Genomic DNA, 19,366 nt, shown 5'->3' on the forward strand with positions numbered 1-19,366 from the left:
CGTTATCAGCGCATGCCAGCGCCGTAACCCTTGAGGTTAGATTTCTTTAAAATGGATTCGTACTGGTGCGAAACGAGGTGCGATTGTACTTGAGACATAAAGTCCATCACAACCACCACCACGATCAGCAGCGAAGTACCACCCAGATAGAAAGGCACGTTTGCCGAGACAATCAGAAACTCTGGCAGCAAGCACACACCCGTCATGTACAGGGCACCGACCAAAGTCAGTCGCGTCAGAACACCGTCGATGTACTTGGCAGACTGCTCACCCGGGCGGATACCCGGAATAAACGCACCAGACTTCTTCAGGTTTTCAGCCACTTCCTTCGGGTTGAACATCAAGGCTGTATAGAAGAAGCAGAAGAAAATAATCCCCGCACTAAACAGCAAAATGTTCAACGGCTGCCCCGGCGCAATGGCCTGGGAAATATCTTGCAACCACCCCATACCCTCACCCTGACCAAACCACTGACCCAGCGAAGCCGGGAACAGCAGCAAGCTGCTGGCGAAAATAGCCGGGATAACACCCGCCATGTTCACCTTCAGCGGCAGATGACTGGTTTGTGCGGCGAACACCTTACGACCTTGCTGACGCTTGGCGTAATTCACAGTGATACGACGCTGACCACGCTCCATGAAGACCACAAAGCCCACAATCGCGATAGCCACCAACCCTACTACCAACAGAGCAAAAATATTAATGTCACCCTGACGCGCCGACTCGATCGACTGCCCAAGAGCAGACGGCAAGCCTGCAACAATACCGGCAAAAATCAGCATCGAAATGCCGTTACCAATACCGCGCTCGGTGATCTGCTCACCCAACCACATCATGAACATTGCGCCAGTCACAAAGGTTGTGATCGCCACAAAGTAGAAGCTGAAGTCAGTTGAGAAGGCCACGCCCTGACTAGCCAGACCAACGGACATGCCGAACGCCTGAACCAATGCAAGACCCAAAGTGCCATAACGGGTGTACTGACTGATCTTACGACGACCAGCCTCACCTTCTTTCTTCAACGCCTCCAGCTGCGGGCTAACAGCGGTGAGCAGCTGCATGATGATCGACGCCGAAATGTACGGCATGATCCCCAAGGCAAAAATACTCATCCGCTCTAGCGCGCCGCCAGAGAACATGTTGAATAGACTAAGGATGGTACCCTCGTTCTGGCGAAACAGAGCAGCCAACTGATCCGGATTGATGCCCGGCACGGGGATATGCGCCCCGATTCGGTAAACAACAATCGCCAGGAGCAGGAATCGCAGACGAGCGAAAAGCTCGGTCATACCGCCACCACTGAGTGCCGAGAGAGCGCCTTGCTTAGCCATTTATTCCTCGATTTTTCCGCCAGCTGCTTCAATAGCCGCACGAGCACCCTTAGTGGCACGCAGGCCCTTCAGAGTGACCGCCTTGGTCACGTCGCCAGACAGGACAACCTTGGCACGCTGAATGTTGTTGGTCAGCACATTGGCTGCCTTCAGCGCTTCCAGGGTGATCACGTCAGCGCCAACCTTGGCCAGTTCAGAAGTACGTACTTCAGCAGTCACTAAAGCCTGCAGAGATACGAAACCGAACTTAGGCAGGCGACGGTGCAGCGGCTGCTGGCCGCCTTCGAAGCCCGGAGCAACCTTACCGCCGGAGCGAGAGGTCAGACCTTTGTGACCACGGCCACCAGTCTTACCCAGACCGCTACCGATACCACGACCGGGACGGTGCTTTTCGCGACGCGCGCCAGGAGCGGAACGCAGATCGTTCAATTTCATCGATTAACCCTCCACACGGACCATGTAGGAGACCTTATTGATCATCCCACGAGTGGCCGGAGTGTCTTCAACTTCAACGGTGTGACCGATGCGACGCAGGCCCAGACCTTTAACACAGGCCTGGTGCGACTTGATGCGGCCAATGACACTCTTAAACAGAGTGACCTTGATCTTTGCATTAGCCATGGTTAGACGATCTCCTCGACGCTCTTGCCACGCTTGGCTGCGATCGACTCAGGAGAGCGCATGTCACGCAGACCATTGAAGGTTGCCTGAACCACGTTCACCGGATTGGTCGAGCCATAGCACTTAGCCAGTACGTTGTGTACGCCAGCCACTTCCAGCACAGCACGCATCGCACCACCAGCAATTACACCAGTACCTTCAGATGCCGGCTGCATGTACACCTTAGAGGCGCCATGGGCAGCACGGATCGGGTACTGCAGCGTAGTGCCATCCAGGTCAACCTGGATCATGTTGCGGCGAGCAGCTTCCATCGCCTTCTGGATAGCAGCAGGCACTTCACGCGCCTTACCACGACCGAAGCCGATACGACCTTTACCATCACCCACCACAGTCAGGGCGGTGAAAGCGAAAATACGACCACCTTTTACGGTTTTGGCAACACGATTAACTTCGATCAGTTTCTCGATGTAGCCTTCGTCGCGCTTTTGTTCGTTATTAGCCATAACCTACCCCTTAGAACTCCAGGCCGTTTTCACGGGCAGCGTCGGCCAGAGCCTTCACACGACCGTGGTACTTGAAGCCCGAGCGGTCGAAGGATACGCGCGAGATGCCAGCGGCTTTCGCGCGCTCAGCAATCAGTACACCTACCTTCTGGGCGGCTTCGACATTACCGGTAGAACCCTGACGCAGTTCTTTATCCAGCGTAGAGGCGCTAGCCAGCACCTTGCCGCCGTCAGCAGAAATCACCTGGGCATAGATATGTTGAGAAGAACGGTTCACGCACAGGCGCACCGCTCCAAGCTCACGCAGCTTAAGGCGAACCTTAACCGCGCGACGCAGACGGGATACTTTCTTGTCCATGTGCTTAGACCTTACTTCTTCTTAGCTTCTTTACGACGGACAACTTCATCCGCATAACGCACGCCCTTGCCTTTGTACGGCTCTGGACGACGGAAATCGCGAATTTCAGCAGCCACCTGACCAACCAGCTGCTTGTCGATACCCTTAATCAGGATGTCGGTCTGGCTGGGAGTCTCAGCAGTAATACCTGCCGGAAGCTCATAGTCGATCGGATGAGAGAAGCCCAGCGACAGGGACAATACTTGACCCTTGGCCTGAGCCTTGTAACCAACACCCACCAGCTGCAGCTTGCGCTCAAAGCCCTGGCTTACGCCAGTAACCATGTTGTTCACCAGTGCGCGGGTAGTACCGGACATCGCACGAGCCAGCTGGTCGCCGTTGCGCGCCTTAACGCGAACTTCGCCATCAGCCTGCTCGATCTCGATGGACGAGTGCAGGTTTAATTCGAGTGCACCCTTGGCACCCTTCACGCTCAGCAACTGACCAGCGATTTTAATTTCAACGCCAGACGGAAGCTTTACGGGGTTCTTCGCTACGCGAGACATTATTCCACCCCCTTAGAACACGGTGCAGAGCACTTCACCGCCAACACCGGCAGCGCGTGCGGCGCGATCAGTCATCACGCCTTTGTTGGTGGAAACGATGGAAACGCCCAGGCCACCACGAACTTTCGGCAGGGCATCGGCAGAGCGGTAGTTACGCAGACCAGGACGGCTTACGCGCTTCAGCTCTTCAATAACCGGCTTACCTTCGAAGTACTTCAGCTCTACAACGAGAACTGGCTTCACATCACCTTCGACACGGAAATCGGCTACAAAGCCTTCTTCCTTCAGTACAGACGCAACCGCCACCTTAAGCTTGGAAGATGGCAGGCTTACGCTGCTCTTCTCAGCCGACTGGGCATTACGGATGCGGGTTAGCATGTCTGCTAACGGGTCCTGCATACTCATAGGCTTAAATGCTCCAAAAACTAATAAAGACCTTTCGGCCATGACTTTCGCCCAAGCGGGCGGATTAACCCCATACCCGGGCGAGCCGGGTATTCTAGGGATACCCCAGAAACGAATCAAGCCCCAAAAGGGGCTTGATTCGCATACGGTCACCGCCGAAGCGGTTAACGCATTACCAGCTGGCCTTAACCAGACCCGGCACGTCACCACGCATTGCTGCTTCACGCAGCATGATGCGCGACAGACCGAACTTACGGTATACACCGTGCGGACGGCCAGTCAGACGGCAGCGGTTACGCAGGCGGCTAGCGCTAGCGTCACGCGGCTGCTTCTGCAGGGCGATCTGGGCTTCCCAGCGCTCTTCCGGAGACAGCGACTGGTTAGCGATGACGGCCTTCAGCGCAGCGCGCTTCTCGGCGAACTTGGCAACCGTCAGCTGACGCTTCAGCTCACGGTTCTTCATGCTCTTCTTAGCCATGGATCAGTCTCCCTCAGTTACGGAACGGGAAGCTGAAAGCACGCAGCAGAGCGCGGCCTTCATCATCGTTACGAGCAGTGGTGGTCAGAGTGATGTCCATACCGCGCAGGGCATCGATCTTGTCGTAATCGATTTCCGGGAAGATGATCTGCTCTTTAACACCCATGCTGTAGTTGCCACGGCCGTCGAAGGCTTTGGCATTCAGACCACGGAAGTCACGAACGCGCGGCAGCGCGATCGACAACAGACGATCCAGGAATTCGTACATACGATCGCCACGCAGAGTGACCTTCACACCAATCGGCCAGCCGTCACGGATTTTGAAACCCGCGATTGACTTGCGTGCATAGGTGACGATCGCTTTCTGACCGGCAATTTTTTCCATATCAGCGACAGCTGCTTCGATGACTTTCTTGTCACCAACAGCTTCGCCCAAACCCATATTCAGGGTGATTTTGCTAATACGCGGCACCGCCATCGCATTCAGACCCAGCTGCTCTTTGAGCTTGGGAGCGATTTCGTTCCGGTATTGATCTTTCAATCGGGCCATGATGGTTACCTAATCGTTAACTCAGGCGTCAACCGGCTTTTGGGTCGACTTGAATACACGGATTTTCTTACCGTCTTCAACCTTGAAACCAACGCGATCTGCTTTGCTGGTTTCGCTGTTGAAAATGGCAATGTTCGAAACGTGCAGGGGCGCTTCCTTCTCAACGATACCGCCAGCCTGACCCAGCATAGGGTTAGCTTTGGTATGACGCTTGATCAGGTTGACACCGCCAACCACCAGACGATCATCGGCCAGCACTTTCAGGACCTTACCGCGCTTGCCCTTGTCTTTGCCGGCGATGACGATCACCTCGTCGTCACGACGAATTTTTTTCATGATCGAACTCCTTACAGCACTTCAGGGGCAAGCGAGACGATCTTCATGAACTTCTCAGAGCGAAGTTCACGAGTCACGGGCCCGAAAATACGGGTGCCGATCGGCTCGAGCTTGTTGTTAAGCAGTACAGCTGCGTTACCGTCGAAACGGATCAGCGAGCCATCCTGACGACGCACGCCGTGGCGAGTACGCACAACGACAGCGTTCATTACTTGGCCTTTTTTGACCTTACCGCGCGGAATTGCTTCCTTCACGGTTACTTTGATGATGTCGCCAATACCGGCGTAACGGCGGTGTGAACCACCCAGCACCTTGATACACATCACGCGACGTGCACCGCTGTTGTCAGCGACATCAAGCATGGATTGAGTTTGAATCATAACTTTCTCCGACTCCCACCGCGCTAAACCGGCGGGAGTTGCTGGGTTCCTTAAACTTCCGCGCTACGCTCTACAACTTCAACCAGAGCCCAGTTCTTGGTCTTAGCAACCGGACGCGTTTCGCGAATGGTTACTACGTCGCCGATACGGCACTGGTTGGTTTCGTCGTGGGCGTGGAGCTTAGTGGAACGCTTCACATACTTGCCGTAGATCGGGTGCTTAACGCGACGCTCGATCAACACGGTGATGGTCTTGTCCATTTTGTCGCTGATCACTTTACCGGTCAGCGTACGGACGGTCTTCTGAGTCTCAGCCATGGTTAGTTACCTGCCTTCTGGTTGAGCACAGTTTTCACACGTGCGATATCGCGCTTCACCTGACTCATCAGGTGAGTTTGCCCCAATTGGCCAGTGGCCTTCTGCATGCGATAGTTGAACTGATCGCGCAGCAGAGTCAGCAGCTGCTCATTGAGCTGCTCAACAGATTTTTCACGCAGTTCGTTGACTTTCATCACATCACCGTCCGCTTAACAAAGGTGGTGGCGACTGGCAGCTTGGCAGCGGCCAGGGCAAAAGCCTCACGCGCCAATTGCTCAGAAACACCTTCGATTTCGTAGAGCACCTTGCCCGGTTGAATCAGGCACACCCAGTACTCGACGTTACCCTTACCCTTACCCTGACGAACTTCCAGGGGCTTCTCGGTGATTGGCTTGTCGGGGAAGACACGAATCCAGATCTTACCGCCACGCTTAACGTGACGAGTAAGAGCACGACGAGCAGCTTCGATTTGACGCGCAGTGATACGACCACGACCGGTCGCTTTCAGTGCGAATTCGCCAAAGCTAACTTTGCTCCCACGATTTGCCAGACCGCGGTTGCGGCCTTTGTGAAGCTTGCGGAACTTCGTACGCTTAGGTTGCAGCATTTGCGTACCCCTTACTTAGCAGCTTTTTTCTTGGGTGCCGGTTGCGCCTTCAGTTCTTCCTGACGGCCACCGATAACTTCACCCTTGAAGATCCAGACCTTCACACCAATCACACCGTAAGTGGTGTGAGCTTCGTAGGTGTTGTAGTCAATGTCAGCGCGCAGTGTGTGCAGCGGCACACGACCTTCGCGATACCATTCGGTACGCGCGATTTCCGCACCACCCAGACGACCACTGACCTGGATCTTGATGCCCTTGGCACCAATACGCATGGCGTTCTGTACCGCGCGCTTCATAGCGCGACGGAACATCACACGACGCTCCAGCTGCTGAGCAACGCTTTGCGCTACCAGCATGGCATCGAGTTCCGGCTTGCGGATCTCTTCGATGTTGATGTGCACAGGCACACCCATCTTGTTGGTCAGGTCCTGACGCAGCTTCTCAACATCTTCACCTTTCTTGCCGATCACGATGCCGGGACGAGCGGTGTGGATGGTGATGCGTGCAGTCTGAGCCGGACGAGCGATGTCGATACGGCTTACGGACGCGCTTTTTAATTTGTCTTGTAGGTATTCACGAACCTGCAGGTCGGCCAGCAGATAGTCGGCGTACTTCTTGCCTTCTGCGTACCAAACGGAGGTGTGCTCCTTGACGATACCCAGGCGAATGCCATTGGGATGTACTTTCTGACCCATCTAAATCGACTCCGTTACTTGTCGGCGACCTTGACCGTGATATGGCACGAACGCTTGGTAATGCGATCGGCACGGCCTTTGGCGCGCGGCATGATGCGCTTGAGCGAACGCCCTTCGTTGACGAAGACAGTAGAGACTTTCAGGTCATCTACGTCAGCGCCTTCGTTGTGCTCGGCGTTGGCAATTGCCGACTCAAGTACCTTCTTAACAATGGCGGCAGCTTTTTTATTGCTAAACGCCAGCAGGTTGAGAGCCTCGCCTACTTTCTTGCCACGAACCTGGTCAGCGACCAAGCGGGCTTTTTGAGCAGACAGACGAGCGCCCTTTAGGGTTGCAGCTACTTCCATCTTCATTACCCCTTAACGCTTGGCCTTCTTGTCTGCTACGTGACCGCGATAAGTGCGGGTTGCAGCAAACTCACCCAGTTTGTGGCCAACCATGTCCTCGTTAACCAGCACAGGTACGTGCTGCTTACCGTTGTGGACGGCGATGGTCAGACCAACCATTTGCGGCAGAATCATCGAACGACGCGACCAAGTTTTAATTGGCTTACGGTCATTCTTTTCTGCTGCCACTTCGATCTTCTTCAATAGGTGAAGATCGATAAACGGACCTTTCTTAAGAGAACGCGGCACTATCGTTTCCTCACTCTATTACTTGCGACGACGAACAATCATCTTGTCGGTGCGCTTATTAACGCGAGTCTTCGCACCCTTGGTCGGGAAGCCCCACGGCGAAACCGGGTGACGACCACCAGAAGTACGACCCTCACCACCACCATGCGGGTGATCAACCGGGTTCATGGCAACACCACGAACGGTCGGGCGAATACCACGCCAGCGCTTGGCACCAGCTTTACCCAGCGAACGCAGGCTGTGCTCGCCATTGGACACTTCGCCCAAGGTGGCGCGGCACTCGGCCAGCACTTTACGCATTTCACCGGAACGCAGACGTACGGTTACGTAAGCGCCTTCACGAGCAACCAGCTGTACAGAAGCACCGGCAGAACGTGCGATTTGCGCGCCTTTGCCCGGCTTCAGCTCGATGGCGTGAATGGTGCTACCCACCGGAATGTTGCGCAGCGGCAGGGTGTTGCCCACCTTGATCGGAGCTTCTTGACCGGAGATCACTTGATCGCCAGCAGAAACACCTTTCGGCGCGATGATGTAACGACGCTCACCGTCGGCATACTTCAACAGAGCGATATGCGCAGTACGGTTTGGATCGTATTCGATGCGCTCAACAACGGCAGGGATGCCGTCCTTGTTGCGACGAAAATCGACCATACGGTAATGCTGCTTGTGACCACCACCCACATGACGGGTAGTGATGCGGCCGTTGTTGTTACGACCGCCCGACTTGGACTTCTTCTCGACCAGCGGAGCGTAAGGAGCACCCTTGTGCAGGTCGGCATTGACCACTTTGACCACGAAACGGCGGCCAGCAGAAGTCGGTTTACATTTAACGATTGCCATAATGCACCCCTTGCTTATTCAGCGCTGGCGAAATCGATGTCCTGGCCCGGCTGCAGGGAAACGTACGCTTTTTTCCAGTCGTTACGCTTACCTAAACCGCGTGCGGTGCGCTTGGTCTTGCCCTTAACATTCAGGACAGCAACCTCGGCAACCTTCACCTCGAACAGTTGTTCGACGGCCTTCTTGATTTCCAGCTTGGTTGCATCAGTAGCAACCTTAAAGACGAACTGCTTTTTGCTGTCTGCGAGAATGCTCGCCTTCTCGGAGATATGCGGACCTAGCAGTACCTTGAAAACGCGTTCCTGGTTCATGCCAGCAGCTCCTCGAACTTCTTGACAGCCGACACGGTCATTACAACCTTGTCATAAGCAATCAGACTGACCGGATCAGTAGCCTGCACATCGCGTACGTCAACGTGCGGCAGGTTACGAGCAGCCAGATACAGGTTGGTATCAACAGCCTCGGTCACGATCAGCGCATCAGTCAGACCCATGCCGCCGAGCTTGCTCAGCAGGGCTTTGGTCTTCGGAGCTTCAACAGCGAAGCTATCTACCACTACCAGACGATCCTGACGCACCAGCTCAGAAAGGATGGAACGCACAGCAGCGCGATACATCTTCTTGTTCAGCTTTTGCGAGTGATCCTGCGGCTTAGCAGCGAAAGTAGTACCGCCCGAACGCCAGATGGGGCTACGGATGGTACCAGCGCGAGCACGACCAGTGCCCTTTTGACGCCAAGGCTTCTTGCCGCCACCAGAGACTTCAGAACGAGTCTTCTGGGCGCGGGTGCCCTGACGGCCGCCAGCCATGTAGGCGACGACTGCCTGGTGAACCAGGGTTTCATTAAATTCGGCACCGAAAGTGCGATCGTTTACGTCGATCGCGCTGGCACCGGCAACATTCAATTGCATCTCAGGACTCCCCTATTAACCGCGGGCCTTAACAGCCGGACGCACGACAACATCCGAACCGGTGGCGCCGGGCACTGCGCCCTTGACCAGGATCAGGTTGCGTTCAGCATCCACGCGAACCACTTCCAGAGACTGGACGGTTACGCGCTCAGCACCCATGTGACCGGACATTTTCTTGCCTTTGAAGACACGACCGGGGGTCTGACACTGACCAATAGAACCAGGAGCACGGTGGGAAACAGAGTTGCCGTGAGTGTTGTCCTGACCGCGGAAATTCCAGCGCTTGATAGTACCGGCGTAGCCCTTACCTTTGGACTGACCGGTAACATCAACCAGCTGGCCAGCTTGGAAGATTTCCACAGTAACTTGTTCGCCGGACTGGTATTCACCTTCTTCCAGACGGAACTCACAGCTCGTGCGACCTGCCGCCACGCCAGCTTTCGCCAGGTGACCTGCCTGAGCTTTGGATACTCGGGAAGCGCGACGCTCACCGACTACCACTTGGATTGCCTTGTAACCGTCAGTTTCAGCGCTACGCACTTGACTGATACGGTTCGGCTCGACTTCGATCACGGTAACCGGGATCGACGCGCCGCTTTCGGCAAAAATGCGGGTCATACCGCACTTACGACCGATAACACCAATTGTCATTTTTTAAAACCTCATAAGTGTACGGGGCTTTTACCCGCTATGGCCGCCCATTCCAGAGCGTTACACGGCCACAGCCCCAACTAAGGCTGTTAACCGAGGCTGATTTGCACTTCGACGCCTGCAGCCAGATCGAGCTTCATCAAAGCATCGACGGTCTTGTCAGTCGGCTGGACAATATCAACCACGCGCTTATGAGTACGAATTTCGTACTGGTCACGCGCATCTTTGTTCACGTGCGGAGAAATCAGCACAGTGAAGCGTTCTTTGCGAGTCGGAAGAGGAATCGGACCACGCACTTGAGCGCCAGTACGTTTCGCAGTTTCTACAATTTCCTGCGTCGACTGATCGATCAAACGGTGATCAAAAGCCTTCAACCGAATGCGAATTTGCTGGTTTTGCATTTGATCTTGAACTCCAAGCTGGTTCCTTTGGGCAGAACATGCCCATGAAAAGGAGGCGCAATTCTACAGATCGCATTTTTTAGTGTCAACCAATGCAAAAGGGCCCCGAAGGGCCCTTTTGTCGGATGCGATTATTGATTACTCAACAATCTTGGCCACAACGCCAGCACCCACGGTACGACCACCTTCACGGATAGCGAAGCGCAGGCCTTCGTCCATCGCGATCGGAGCGATCAGGGTAACAACCATCTTGATGTTGTCGCCCGGCATTACCATTTCAACGCCTTCCGGCAGCTCACAGTTGCCAGTTACGTCGGTGGTACGGAAGTAGAACTGCGGACGATAGCCCTTGAAGAACGGAGTGTGACGACCACCTTCTTCTTTGGACAGAACGTACACCTCGCCTTCGAACTTGGTGTGCGGCTTGATGCTGCCCGGCTTAGCCAGAACCTGACCACGCTCTACGTCATCACGCTTAGTACCACGCAGCAGGGCACCAACGTTCTCACCAGCACGACCTTCGTCGAGCAGCTTGCGGAACATTTCCACACCAGTACAGGTGGTTTTGGTGGTCGGACGGATACCAACGATTTCGATTTCCTCGCCCACTTTCACGATGCCGCGCTCAAAAAAAAAAACAGTCACTACAGTACCGCGACCAGAGATGGAGAATACGTCTTCGATCGGCATCAGGAACGGCATGTCGATAGCGCGAACCGGCTCAGGAATGTACGAGTCCAGAGTTTCTACCAGCTTCTTAACAGCGGTAGTACCCAGCTCGTTGTCGTCTTGACCGTTCAGAGCCATCAGAGCAGAGCCCACGATGATCGGAGTGTCGTCGCCCGGGAAGTCATAGGTAGACAGCAGGTCGCGAACTTCCATTTCTACCAGCTCGAGCAGCTCAGCGTCGTCAACCATGTCGGCCTTGTTCAGGAACACGACAATGTATGGTACGCCTACCTGACGGGACAGCAGGATGTGCTCACGCGTCTGCGGCATCGGGCCGTCAGCAGCGGAACAAACCAGGATAGCGCCGTCCATCTGCGCAGCACCGGTGATCATGTTCTTCACGTAGTCGGCGTGGCCCGGGCAGTCAACGTGCGCGTAGTGACGAATGTTGGAATCGTACTCTACGTGTGCAGTGTTGATGGTGATACCACGAGCTTTTTCTTCCGGCGCAGAGTCGATCTTGTCGAAGTCGACCTTGGCAGAACCGAATACTTCGGAACATACGCGGGTCAGCGCAGCAGTCAGAGTGGTCTTGCCATGGTCAACGTGACCGATGGTGCCAACGTTTACGTGCGGTTTGTTACGTTCAAATTTTTCTTTAGCCACGGTAATAGCCTCTTAAATTCAAATTAGCTGTCTTATTTCTTGCTGACAGATTCGACAATGTTGTTCGGCGCTTCAGCGTACTTGGCGAACTCCATGGAGTAGCTGGCACGGCCCTGCGACATCGAGCGGACGTCGGTAGCGTAACCAAACATTTCGCCCAGCGGTACTTCGGCACGGATAACCTTGCCGGAAGGACCATCTTCCATACCCTGGATCAGACCACGACGACGGTTCAGGTCACCCATCACGTCACCCATGTAGTCCTCAGGCGTTACCACTTCGACCTTCATGATCGGCTCAAGCAGTACAGCACCGCCCTTCTGGGCCAGCTGCTTGGTCGCCATAGAAGCGGCGATTTTAAACGCCATTTCGTTGGAGTCGACATCATGGTAGGAACCATCGAACACAGCTGCCTTCAGGCCGATCAGCGGGAAGCCGGCGATAACACCGTTCTTCATCTGCTCTTCGATACCCTTCTGCACTGCCGGGATGTATTCCTTAGGAATCACACCGCCCACAACTTCGTTAACGAACTCCAGACCTTCCTGACCTTCGTCAGACGGGGAGAAGCGAATCCAGCAGTGACCGAACTGACCACGACCACCGGACTGGCGAACGAACTTACCTTCGATTTCGCACGACTTGGTGATCTTTTCACGGTAAGAAACCTGCGGCTTACCGATGTTGGCTTCTACGCCAAACTCACGCTTCATACGGTCAACCAAGATGTCCAGGTGCAGTTCACCCATACCGGAAATAATGGTCTGACCTGTTTCTTCGTCAGTCTTAACGCGGAACGACGGGTCTTCCTGAGCCAGCTTGCCCAGTGCAATACCCATCTTCTCTTGGTCAGCCTTGGTCTTCGGCTCAACGGCAACAGAAATCACCGGCTCCGGGAAGTCCATACGCTCAAGAATGATCGGCTTCTCGATCGAGCACAGGGTGTCACCAGTGGTCACATCCTTCATACCGATCAGAGCAGCGATGTCACCAGCGCGTACTTCTTTGATCTCTTCACGGGTATTGGCATGCATCTGAACCATACGGCCCACACGCTCTTTCTTGCCCTTGACCGAGTTGATCACCGAGTCGCCAGAGTTCAGAACGCCGGAGTAAACGCGTGCGAAGGTCAGAGTACCTACGAACGGGTCAGTGGCGATCTTGAATGCCAGCGCAGAGAACGGCGCTTCGTCAGAAGCCTCACGCTCGTCTTCGAGCTCTTCGTTGTCCGGATTAACACCCTTAATGGCCGGCACTTCAGTCGGTGCAGGCAGGTAGTCAATCACAGCGTCCAGAACCAGCGGCACGCCCTTGTTCTTGAACGAAGAACCACATACAGCCACAACGATTTCACAAGCCAGCACGCGCTGACGCAGACCGGCCTTGATCTCGGCTTCGGTCAGCTCACCTTCTTCAAGGTACTTGTTCATCAGCTCTTCGCTGGCTTCAGCAGCAGCTTCAACCATGTTCGAGCGATATTCTTCAGCCAGCTCTTGCAGCTCAGCCGGAATATCTTCTTCGCGGTAGGTCAAACCCTGGTCATCTTCGTTCCAGTAGATGGCCTTCATCTTCAGCAGGTCAATTTGACCCTCGAAGTTTTCTTCCGCACCGATAGCTAGCTGCACAGGCACAGGAGTGTGGCCCAGACGCTGCTTGATCTGACCGATCACGCGCAGGAAGTTAGCACCGGCGCGGTCCATCTTGTTCACGTAAACAATACGCGGAACGCCGTACTTGTTGGCTTGACGCCATACGGTTTCGGACTGCGGCTCAACGCCTGAAGTACCACAGAACACCACAACCGCACCGTCGAGTACGCGCAGCGAGCGCTCTACTTCAATGGTGAAGTCAACGTGACCGGGGGTATCAATGATGTTTACGCGGTGCTTGTCATACTGCTTGGTAGAACCCTGCCAGAAAGCAGTGGTTGCCGCCGAAGTAATGGTAATACCGCGCTCTTGCTCCTGCACCATCCAGTCCATGGTGGCTGCACCATCGTGCACCTCACCCATTTTGTGGTTGACGCCTGTGTAGAACAGGATACGTTCCGTCGTGGTGGTCTTGCCCGCGTCTACGTGGGCACAGATACCAATGTTACGGTACAGGTTAATAGGGGTTGTACGAGCCACAATACTGTCCTCGTTGGATTAGAAGCGGTAATGCGAGAAGGCCTTGTTGGCCTCCGCCATGCGATGCACGTCTTCACGCTTCTTAACAGCAGCGCCTTTGCCTTCAGCGGCATCCAGCAGCTCACCAGCAAGACGCAGAGCCATGGACTTCTCGCCGCGCTTGCGGGAATAGTCCACTAACCAGCGCATGGCCAGAGCGTTACGACGGGAGGGGCGCACTTCAACCGGCACCTGGTAGGTAGCACCGCCAACACGGCGGGACTTCACTTCGACCAGCGGAGCGATGGCGTCGAGAGCTTTTTCGAAGATTTCCAGGGGCTCGCCTTTAGTGCGCTCAGCAACCTTAGCCAGAGCACCGTAAACGATACGCTCGGCTACGGCTTTTTTGCCGCTCTCCATTACATGGTTCATAAACTTTGCCAGCAGCTGGCTTCCGTACTTCGGATCGGCCAGAACTTCACGCTTGGCAGCTACACGTCTTCTTGGCATGGATAAGTCCTCAAACGGTCTTCAGGTTAGTCTGGAACGGAGAGTTAACTACGTCGCCCAGCCTTACTCTTATCGACTCTATAAAATTCAAATTACTTCGGACGCTTGGCGCCGTACTTAGAACGACCCTGCTTACGGTCTTTAACGCCGGAGGTATCCAGCGAACCGCGCACGGTGTGGTAACGCACACCCGGAAGGTCTTTTACACGACCGCCGCGGATCAGCACTACGCTGTGCTCTTGCAGGTTGTGGCCTTCACCGCCGATGTAGGAGGTGACTTCATAGCCGTTGGTCAGACGTACACGGCACACCTTACGCAGAGCCGAGTTCGGCTTCTTCGGGGTGGTGGTGTACACACGGGTGCACACGCCGCGACGCTGGGGGCAGTTCTGCAGCGCAGGCACGTCGCTTTTCTCGACCATGCGCTTGCGCGGCTGGCGAACCAGCTGGTTAATCGTTGCCATCTAATAGCTCCACTGTTGTCTCTCGACATATAAACAAAAAGGCAGGTGCACGAATGCCCCGCCAATTTTGGGGTGTGAAATTCTAAGGAGAGTCCCGCACCCCGTCAAGAAAGCCCCGACGACCAATGGTCGCCGGGATTTCCTCGAAAGGTTTTACTCGCTAGCGTTCAGCGCGTCAGTCAGAGCCTGTTCGGCTTCGCTGGCACTGATGCTGGCGGGCTTGTCAGTCATACGCTGACGCTTACGCTCACTGTGGTACGCCAAGCCAGTACCGGCCGGAATCAGGCGACCCACCACCACGTTTTCTTTCAGACCGCGCAGGTAATCACGCTTGCCGGTGACGGCCGCTTCGGTCAGTACGCGGGTAGTTTCCTGGAAGGAAGCCGCGGAAATGAACGATTCGGTCGACAACGAGGCCTTGGTGATACCCAGCAGTACGCGCTGGAACTTGGCCGGGAAGCGATCGTTAGCGATCAGCACTTCGTTTTCTTCCAGCACCTGAGTCAGCTCAGCTTGGTCGCCTTTGATGAAGGACGAATCGCCCGAATCACCCAGTTCAACCTTACGCAGCATCTGACGCAGGATTACTTCGATGTGCTTATCGTTAATCTTCACGCCCTGCAGACGGTAAACGTCTTGGATCTCGTTAACGATGTACTTGGCCAGTGCGCTCACACCCAGCAGACGCAGGATGTCATGCGGATCGCTCGGGCCGTCGGAGATCACTTCACCCTTAGTAACCTGTTCACCTTCGAACACGTTCAGGTGGCGCCACTTCGGAATCAGCTCTTCGTAAGCATCGCTACCATCGGTCGGCGTGATCACCAGACGACGCTTGCCCTTGGTTTCTTTACCGAAGGACACAGTACCGCTGATTTCCGCGAGGATTGACGCTTCCTTCGGACGACGCGCTTCGAACAAGTCGGCAACGCGCGGCAGACCACCGGTGATGTCGCGAGTCTTGGAGGTTTCCTGCGGGATACGTGCAACCACGTCACCCACCTGAACCTGCTTACCGTCGGTCAGGTTGACCAGCGCGTTAGCCGGCAGGAAGTACACGGCCGGTACGTCGGTACCCGGCAGCAACAAGTCCTTACCATCGGCACCAACCAGCTTCACCGCAGGACGAATGTCCTTGCCGGCCGCTGGGCGCTCTTTGGCGTCCATCACCTCGATGTTGGTCAGACCGGTCAGTTCGTCAGTCTGACGCTTGATGGTGATGCCTTCTTCCATGCCCACGAAGGACACGGTACCGGCCAATTCGGTGACGATCGGGTGAGTGTGCGGGTCCCACTTGGCGACGATAGCGCCAGCGTCCACCTTGTCACCTTCTTTAACCGACAATACGGCACCGTACGGCAGCTTGTAGCGCTCGCGCTCACGACCGAACTCGTCAGTCACCGCCAGCTCACCAGAACGCGATACCGCGACCAGCTTGCCATCGGCACGCTCAACGAACTTCAGGTTATGCAGGCGTGCGGTACCGCCGTTCTTCACTTGTACGCTGTCAGCCGCCGAAGTCCGGCTGGCCGCACCACCGATGTGGAACGTACGCATGGTCAGCTGAGTACCCGGCTCACCGATCGACTGGGCGGCGATAACACCGATCGCTTCACCAATGTTGACCTGATGACCACGGGCCAGATCACGGCCGTAGCACTTCGAACAGATACCGTAGCGGGTCTCACAGGAGATCGCCGAGCGCACGACCACTTCGTCGACGCTGTTTTCTTCCAGGAAGGCAACCCACTTCTCGTCGATCAAAGTACCGGCCGGCACGATGACTTCGTCAGTACCCGGCTTGGGCACATCACGCGCCACCACACGACCCAGTACGCGCTCGCCCAGACCTTCAACCACGTCGCCGCCTTCAATGTGCGGAGTCATGATCAGGCCTTCTTCGGTGCCGCAATCGACTTCGGTAACTACCAAGTCTTGCGCCACGTCGACCAGACGGCGAGTCAGGTAACCGGAGTTGGCGGTTTTCAACGCGGTATCGGCCAGACCTTTACGCGCACCGTGAGTAGAGATGAAGTACTGCAGTACGTTCAGACCTTCACGGAAGTTCGCGGTGATCGGCGTTTCAATAATGGAGCCGTCCGGCTTGGCCATCAGGCCACGCATACCAGCCAGCTGACGAATCTGTGCCGCGCTACCACGAGCACCAGAGTCGGCCATCATGTACATGGAGTTGAACGACTCTTGCTCAACTTCTTTGCCTTCGCGGTTAACCACAGGCTCTTTCGACAGGTTGGCCATCATCGCCTTAGAAACGGCGTCGTTAGCCTTCGACCACAAGTCGATAACCTTGTTGTACTTCTCGCCTTGGGTCACCAGACCGGAAGCGTACTGCTCCTCGATCTCTTTCACTTCGTCGGTGGCCTTGCTGATGATCTCGGCTTTTTCGTCCGGGATCACAAAGTCATTTACACCGATCGAGCAACCGGAAATAGTCGAGAAAGCGAAACCGGTGTACATCAGCTGGTCAGCGAAGATCACGGTTTCTTTCAGGCCTACGGCGCGGTAGCAGAAGTTGATCAGCTTAGAGATCGCCTTCTTCTTCATCGGCTGGTTAACCAGCTCGTAGGGCATACCGGCAGGCATGATGTTGAACAGCAGCGCACGACCAACGGTGGTGTCAACGATGCGACGGTTAACCTGCAGGTTACCCTCTTCGTCTTTCACCTTCTCGATGATGCGCACTTTCACTTTAGCGTGCAGTGAAGCCTTGCCGCTGCGGTAAGCGCGGTCAACTTCTTGAATGTCCGCGAAGGCACGGCCTTCACCTTGGGCATTCACGGCTTCACGGGTCATGTAGTACAGACCCAAGACCACGTCCTGCGACGGCACGATGATCGGCTCGCCGTTGGCCGGGGACAGAATGTTGTTGGTGGACATCATCAGCGCACGCGCTTCGAGCTGGGCTTCCAGCGTCAGCGGTACGTGCACAGCCATCTGGTCACCGTCGAAGTCAGCGTTATAGGCCGCACACACCAACGGGTGCAGCTGAATCGCTTTACCTTCAATCAGCACTGGCTCGAACGCCTGAATGCCCAGACGGTGCAGGGTCGGTGCACGGTTCAGCAGCACAGGATGTTCGCGGATCACGTCGGCGAGCACGTCCCACACTTCCGGCAGCTCGCGCTCAACCATCTTCTTCGCAGCTTTGATGGTGGTGGCCAGGCCACGCGCTTCCAGCTTGCCGAAAATGAACGGCTTGAACAGTTCCAGAGCCATCTTCTTCGGCAGACCGCACTGGTGCAGACGCAGGGTCGGGCCTACGGTAATGACCGAACGACCGGAGTAGTCCACACGCTTACCGAGCAGGTTCTGACGGAAGCGACCTTGCTTACCCTTGATCATGTCAGCCAAGGATTTCAGCGGGCGCTTGTTGCTGCCAGTGATGGCACGGCCACGACGACCGTTATCCAGCAGGGCGTCAACCGACTCTTGCAGCATGCGCTTTTCGTTACGCACGATGATGTCCGGCGCAGCCAGCTCAAGCAGGCGCTTCAGACGGTTGTTACGGTTGATTACGCGGCGGTACAGATCGTTCAGATCGGAGGTCGCGAAACGGCCGCCATCCAGCGGTACCAGCGGACGCAGATCTGGCGGCAGAACCGGCAGAACGGTCATCACCATCCACTCCGGCTTGTTGCCAGAGTCGTTGAAGGCTTCCATCAGCTTCAGGCGCTTGGACAGCTTCTTGATCTTGGTTTCCGAGTTGGTCTGCGGAATTTCTTCACGCAGACGAGAAATCTCGTGCGGCAGATCAATAGCACTGAGCAGCTCAAAGACCGCCTCGGCACCCATGCGGGCGTCGAAGTCGTCACCGAACTCTTCCAGTGCTTCGAAGTACTGCTCGTCATTCAGCAGCTGACCCTTTTCCAGGGTAGTCATGCCCGGCTCGATCACCACGTAGCTCTCGAAGTAGAGCACGCGTTCGATGTCACGCAGGGTCATGTCCAGCAGCAGGCCGATACGCGACGGCAGCGACTTGAGGAACCAAATATGGGCTACCGGCGAAGCCAGCTCGATGTGCGCCATGCGCTCACGGCGCACTTTGGCCAGTGCGACTTCAACGCCACACTTCTCACAGATCACACCGCGGTGCTTTAAGCGCTTGTACTTACCGCACAGGCACTCGTAGTCCTTCACTGGGCCAAAGATTTTGGCGCAGAACAGGCCGTCACGCTCCGGCTTGAAGGTACGGTAGTTGATGGTCTCCGGCTTTTTAACTTCGCCGTAGGACCAAGAGCGGATCATTTCCGGCGACGCCAGGGCAATGCGGATGGCGTCAAACTCTTCGTTTTGTCCCTGGGACTTCAGAAGATTGAGCAAGTCTTTCAAGGCCTTTTCCTCTTAATGCGGTGGCTGCGGCACCCT

Annotated in this window: 27 protein-coding genes; all 27 read right to left on the reverse strand. The window is 55.5% G+C overall.

Annotated elements, in window-relative coordinates:
• Positions 1-5: 5 nt before the first annotated feature.
• Complete coding sequence (gene secY / locus BMX80_RS13005; protein ID WP_071872891.1) at positions 6-1,331, reverse strand: preprotein translocase subunit SecY; 1,326 nt, start codon at positions 1,329-1,331, stop codon at positions 6-8.
• Complete coding sequence (gene rplO / locus BMX80_RS13010) at positions 1,332-1,766, reverse strand: 50S ribosomal protein L15 (protein ID WP_074869225.1); 435 nt, start codon at positions 1,764-1,766, stop codon at positions 1,332-1,334.
• Between the two features lie 3 nt (positions 1,767-1,769).
• Positions 1,770-1,952 carry a 50S ribosomal protein L30 gene (gene rpmD, locus BMX80_RS13015; RefSeq protein ID WP_071872889.1) on the reverse strand — a complete coding sequence of 61 codons (183 nt, stop codon included), beginning with the start codon at positions 1,950-1,952 and terminating at the stop codon, positions 1,770-1,772.
• A gap of 2 nt (positions 1,953-1,954) precedes the next feature.
• The gene (gene rpsE / locus BMX80_RS13020; protein WP_074869227.1) at positions 1,955-2,455 is read right to left on the reverse strand and encodes a 30S ribosomal protein S5; all 501 of its coding nucleotides are present in this window, start codon (positions 2,453-2,455) and stop codon (positions 1,955-1,957) included.
• Between the two features lie 10 nt (positions 2,456-2,465).
• Complete coding sequence (gene rplR, locus BMX80_RS13025) at positions 2,466-2,813, reverse strand: 50S ribosomal protein L18 (RefSeq protein WP_074869231.1); 348 nt, start codon at positions 2,811-2,813, stop codon at positions 2,466-2,468.
• Between the two features lie 11 nt (positions 2,814-2,824).
• On the reverse strand, positions 2,825-3,358 hold the full coding sequence (gene rplF / locus BMX80_RS13030; RefSeq protein WP_074869232.1) for a 50S ribosomal protein L6: 534 nt from the start codon (positions 3,356-3,358) through the stop codon (positions 2,825-2,827).
• Between the two features lie 12 nt (positions 3,359-3,370).
• Positions 3,371-3,763 carry a 30S ribosomal protein S8 gene (gene rpsH / locus BMX80_RS13035; RefSeq protein WP_071872885.1) on the reverse strand — a complete coding sequence of 131 codons (393 nt, stop codon included), beginning with the start codon at positions 3,761-3,763 and terminating at the stop codon, positions 3,371-3,373.
• Between the two features lie 172 nt (positions 3,764-3,935).
• Entirely contained in the window at positions 3,936-4,241 is a 306-nt protein-coding gene (gene rpsN / locus BMX80_RS13040) for a 30S ribosomal protein S14 (protein WP_074869235.1), read from the reverse strand.
• A 13-nt stretch (positions 4,242-4,254) separates the two neighbouring features.
• Positions 4,255-4,791 (reverse strand): 50S ribosomal protein L5, encoded by a 537-nt coding sequence (gene rplE / locus BMX80_RS13045; RefSeq protein WP_071872883.1) that lies wholly within the window; start codon positions 4,789-4,791, stop codon positions 4,255-4,257.
• 21 nt (positions 4,792-4,812) lie between these two features.
• Positions 4,813-5,127, reverse strand: a complete 315-nt coding sequence (gene rplX / locus BMX80_RS13050) for a 50S ribosomal protein L24 (protein ID WP_074869238.1) — start codon at positions 5,125-5,127, stop codon at positions 4,813-4,815.
• An 11-nt stretch (positions 5,128-5,138) separates the two neighbouring features.
• Positions 5,139-5,507 (reverse strand): 50S ribosomal protein L14, encoded by a 369-nt coding sequence (gene rplN, locus BMX80_RS13055; RefSeq protein WP_071872881.1) that lies wholly within the window; start codon positions 5,505-5,507, stop codon positions 5,139-5,141.
• A 50-nt stretch (positions 5,508-5,557) separates the two neighbouring features.
• A complete protein-coding gene (gene rpsQ, locus BMX80_RS13060; RefSeq protein WP_071872880.1) occupies positions 5,558-5,824 on the reverse strand; it encodes a 30S ribosomal protein S17 in 267 nt (88 codons plus the stop codon).
• 2 nt (positions 5,825-5,826) lie between these two features.
• Positions 5,827-6,018 (reverse strand): 50S ribosomal protein L29, encoded by a 192-nt coding sequence (gene rpmC / locus BMX80_RS13065; RefSeq protein WP_071872879.1) that lies wholly within the window; start codon positions 6,016-6,018, stop codon positions 5,827-5,829.
• Positions 6,018-6,431 carry a 50S ribosomal protein L16 gene (rplP, locus tag BMX80_RS13070; RefSeq protein WP_071872878.1) on the reverse strand — a complete coding sequence of 138 codons (414 nt, stop codon included), beginning with the start codon at positions 6,429-6,431 and terminating at the stop codon, positions 6,018-6,020. The genes rpmC and rplP overlap by 1 nt, the downstream gene beginning before the upstream one ends.
• An 11-nt stretch (positions 6,432-6,442) precedes the next feature.
• A complete protein-coding gene (gene rpsC / locus BMX80_RS13075) occupies positions 6,443-7,126 on the reverse strand; it encodes a 30S ribosomal protein S3 (protein ID WP_071872877.1) in 684 nt (227 codons plus the stop codon).
• A 14-nt stretch (positions 7,127-7,140) separates the two neighbouring features.
• Positions 7,141-7,473 (reverse strand): 50S ribosomal protein L22, encoded by a 333-nt coding sequence (gene rplV, locus BMX80_RS13080; RefSeq protein WP_071873001.1) that lies wholly within the window; start codon positions 7,471-7,473, stop codon positions 7,141-7,143.
• Positions 7,474-7,485: 12 nt separating this feature from the next.
• Positions 7,486-7,761, reverse strand: a complete 276-nt coding sequence (gene rpsS / locus BMX80_RS13085) for a 30S ribosomal protein S19 (RefSeq protein ID WP_071872876.1) — start codon at positions 7,759-7,761, stop codon at positions 7,486-7,488.
• An 18-nt stretch (positions 7,762-7,779) separates the two neighbouring features.
• Complete coding sequence (rplB, locus tag BMX80_RS13090; RefSeq protein WP_071872875.1) at positions 7,780-8,601, reverse strand: 50S ribosomal protein L2; 822 nt, start codon at positions 8,599-8,601, stop codon at positions 7,780-7,782.
• 14 nt (positions 8,602-8,615) lie between these two features.
• Positions 8,616-8,912: a 50S ribosomal protein L23 gene (gene rplW, locus BMX80_RS13095; RefSeq protein ID WP_071872874.1), complete on the reverse strand. Its 297-nt coding sequence runs from the start codon at positions 8,910-8,912 to the stop codon at positions 8,616-8,618.
• Positions 8,909-9,511: a 50S ribosomal protein L4 gene (rplD, locus tag BMX80_RS13100; RefSeq protein ID WP_071872873.1), complete on the reverse strand. Its 603-nt coding sequence runs from the start codon at positions 9,509-9,511 to the stop codon at positions 8,909-8,911. The genes rplW and rplD overlap by 4 nt, the downstream gene beginning before the upstream one ends.
• Positions 9,512-9,526: 15 nt before the next feature.
• A complete protein-coding gene (rplC, locus tag BMX80_RS13105) occupies positions 9,527-10,162 on the reverse strand; it encodes a 50S ribosomal protein L3 (RefSeq protein WP_071872872.1) in 636 nt (211 codons plus the stop codon).
• A gap of 89 nt (positions 10,163-10,251) precedes the next feature.
• The gene (gene rpsJ / locus BMX80_RS13110) at positions 10,252-10,563 is read right to left on the reverse strand and encodes a 30S ribosomal protein S10 (RefSeq protein ID WP_071872871.1); all 312 of its coding nucleotides are present in this window, start codon (positions 10,561-10,563) and stop codon (positions 10,252-10,254) included.
• Positions 10,564-10,701: 138 nt separating this feature from the next.
• Positions 10,702-11,898 carry an elongation factor Tu gene (gene tuf / locus BMX80_RS13115; protein WP_074869241.1) on the reverse strand — a complete coding sequence of 399 codons (1,197 nt, stop codon included), beginning with the start codon at positions 11,896-11,898 and terminating at the stop codon, positions 10,702-10,704.
• A 32-nt stretch (positions 11,899-11,930) separates the two neighbouring features.
• A complete protein-coding gene (gene fusA / locus BMX80_RS13120) occupies positions 11,931-14,027 on the reverse strand; it encodes an elongation factor G (protein WP_074869244.1) in 2,097 nt (698 codons plus the stop codon).
• Positions 14,028-14,045: 18 nt separating this feature from the next.
• Positions 14,046-14,516 (reverse strand): 30S ribosomal protein S7, encoded by a 471-nt coding sequence (gene rpsG, locus BMX80_RS13125; protein ID WP_074869246.1) that lies wholly within the window; start codon positions 14,514-14,516, stop codon positions 14,046-14,048.
• A gap of 92 nt (positions 14,517-14,608) precedes the next feature.
• The gene (rpsL, locus tag BMX80_RS13130) at positions 14,609-14,980 is read right to left on the reverse strand and encodes a 30S ribosomal protein S12 (protein WP_071873522.1); all 372 of its coding nucleotides are present in this window, start codon (positions 14,978-14,980) and stop codon (positions 14,609-14,611) included.
• A 153-nt stretch (positions 14,981-15,133) separates the two neighbouring features.
• Complete coding sequence (rpoC, locus tag BMX80_RS13135; RefSeq protein ID WP_074869248.1) at positions 15,134-19,330, reverse strand: DNA-directed RNA polymerase subunit beta'; 4,197 nt, start codon at positions 19,328-19,330, stop codon at positions 15,134-15,136.
• Between the last annotated feature and the right edge of the window lie 36 nt (positions 19,331-19,366).

Origin of the sequence: Atopomonas hussainii, assembly GCF_900109735.1 — a bacterium.
Taxonomy (GTDB): Bacteria; Pseudomonadota; Gammaproteobacteria; order Pseudomonadales; family Pseudomonadaceae; genus Atopomonas; species Atopomonas hussainii.

Coding starts and splice junctions, on each gene's coding strand:
- rpsQ (WP_071872880.1), bottom strand. CDS start 5,824: ATGGCTGAGACTCAGAAGACCGTCCGTACGCTGACCGGTAAAGTGATC.
- rplO (WP_074869225.1), bottom strand. CDS start 1,766: ATGAAATTGAACGATCTGCGTTCCGCTCCTGGCGCGCGTCGCGAAAAG.
- rplW (WP_071872874.1), bottom strand. CDS start 8,912: ATGAACCAGGAACGCGTTTTCAAGGTACTGCTAGGTCCGCATATCTCC.
- rpsJ (WP_071872871.1), bottom strand. CDS start 10,563: ATGCAAAACCAGCAAATTCGCATTCGGTTGAAGGCTTTTGATCACCGT.
- secY (WP_071872891.1), bottom strand. CDS start 1,331: ATGGCTAAGCAAGGCGCTCTCTCGGCACTCAGTGGTGGCGGTATGACC.
- rplV (WP_071873001.1), bottom strand. CDS start 7,473: ATGGAAGTAGCTGCAACCCTAAAGGGCGCTCGTCTGTCTGCTCAAAAA.
- rpsE (WP_074869227.1), bottom strand. CDS start 2,455: ATGGCTAATAACGAACAAAAGCGCGACGAAGGCTACATCGAGAAACTG.
- rplE (WP_071872883.1), bottom strand. CDS start 4,791: ATGGCCCGATTGAAAGATCAATACCGGAACGAAATCGCTCCCAAGCTC.
- rpmD (WP_071872889.1), bottom strand. CDS start 1,952: ATGGCTAATGCAAAGATCAAGGTCACTCTGTTTAAGAGTGTCATTGGC.
- rplD (WP_071872873.1), bottom strand. CDS start 9,511: ATGCAATTGAATGTTGCCGGTGCCAGCGCGATCGACGTAAACGATCGC.
- rpsL (WP_071873522.1), bottom strand. CDS start 14,980: ATGGCAACGATTAACCAGCTGGTTCGCCAGCCGCGCAAGCGCATGGTC.
- rplP (WP_071872878.1), bottom strand. CDS start 6,431: ATGCTGCAACCTAAGCGTACGAAGTTCCGCAAGCTTCACAAAGGCCGC.
- rplR (WP_074869231.1), bottom strand. CDS start 2,813: ATGGACAAGAAAGTATCCCGTCTGCGTCGCGCGGTTAAGGTTCGCCTT.
- rplB (WP_071872875.1), bottom strand. CDS start 8,601: ATGGCAATCGTTAAATGTAAACCGACTTCTGCTGGCCGCCGTTTCGTG.
- rplN (WP_071872881.1), bottom strand. CDS start 5,507: ATGATTCAAACTCAATCCATGCTTGATGTCGCTGACAACAGCGGTGCA.
- rplX (WP_074869238.1), bottom strand. CDS start 5,127: ATGAAAAAAATTCGTCGTGACGACGAGGTGATCGTCATCGCCGGCAAA.
- rpsG (WP_074869246.1), bottom strand. CDS start 14,516: ATGCCAAGAAGACGTGTAGCTGCCAAGCGTGAAGTTCTGGCCGATCCG.
- rplC (WP_071872872.1), bottom strand. CDS start 10,162: ATGACAATTGGTGTTATCGGTCGTAAGTGCGGTATGACCCGCATTTTT.
- rpmC (WP_071872879.1), bottom strand. CDS start 6,018: ATGAAAGTCAACGAACTGCGTGAAAAATCTGTTGAGCAGCTCAATGAG.
- rplF (WP_074869232.1), bottom strand. CDS start 3,358: ATGTCTCGCGTAGCGAAGAACCCCGTAAAGCTTCCGTCTGGCGTTGAA.
- rpsH (WP_071872885.1), bottom strand. CDS start 3,763: ATGAGTATGCAGGACCCGTTAGCAGACATGCTAACCCGCATCCGTAAT.
- rpsC (WP_071872877.1), bottom strand. CDS start 7,126: ATGGGTCAGAAAGTACATCCCAATGGCATTCGCCTGGGTATCGTCAAG.
- rpsN (WP_074869235.1), bottom strand. CDS start 4,241: ATGGCTAAGAAGAGCATGAAGAACCGTGAGCTGAAGCGTCAGCTGACG.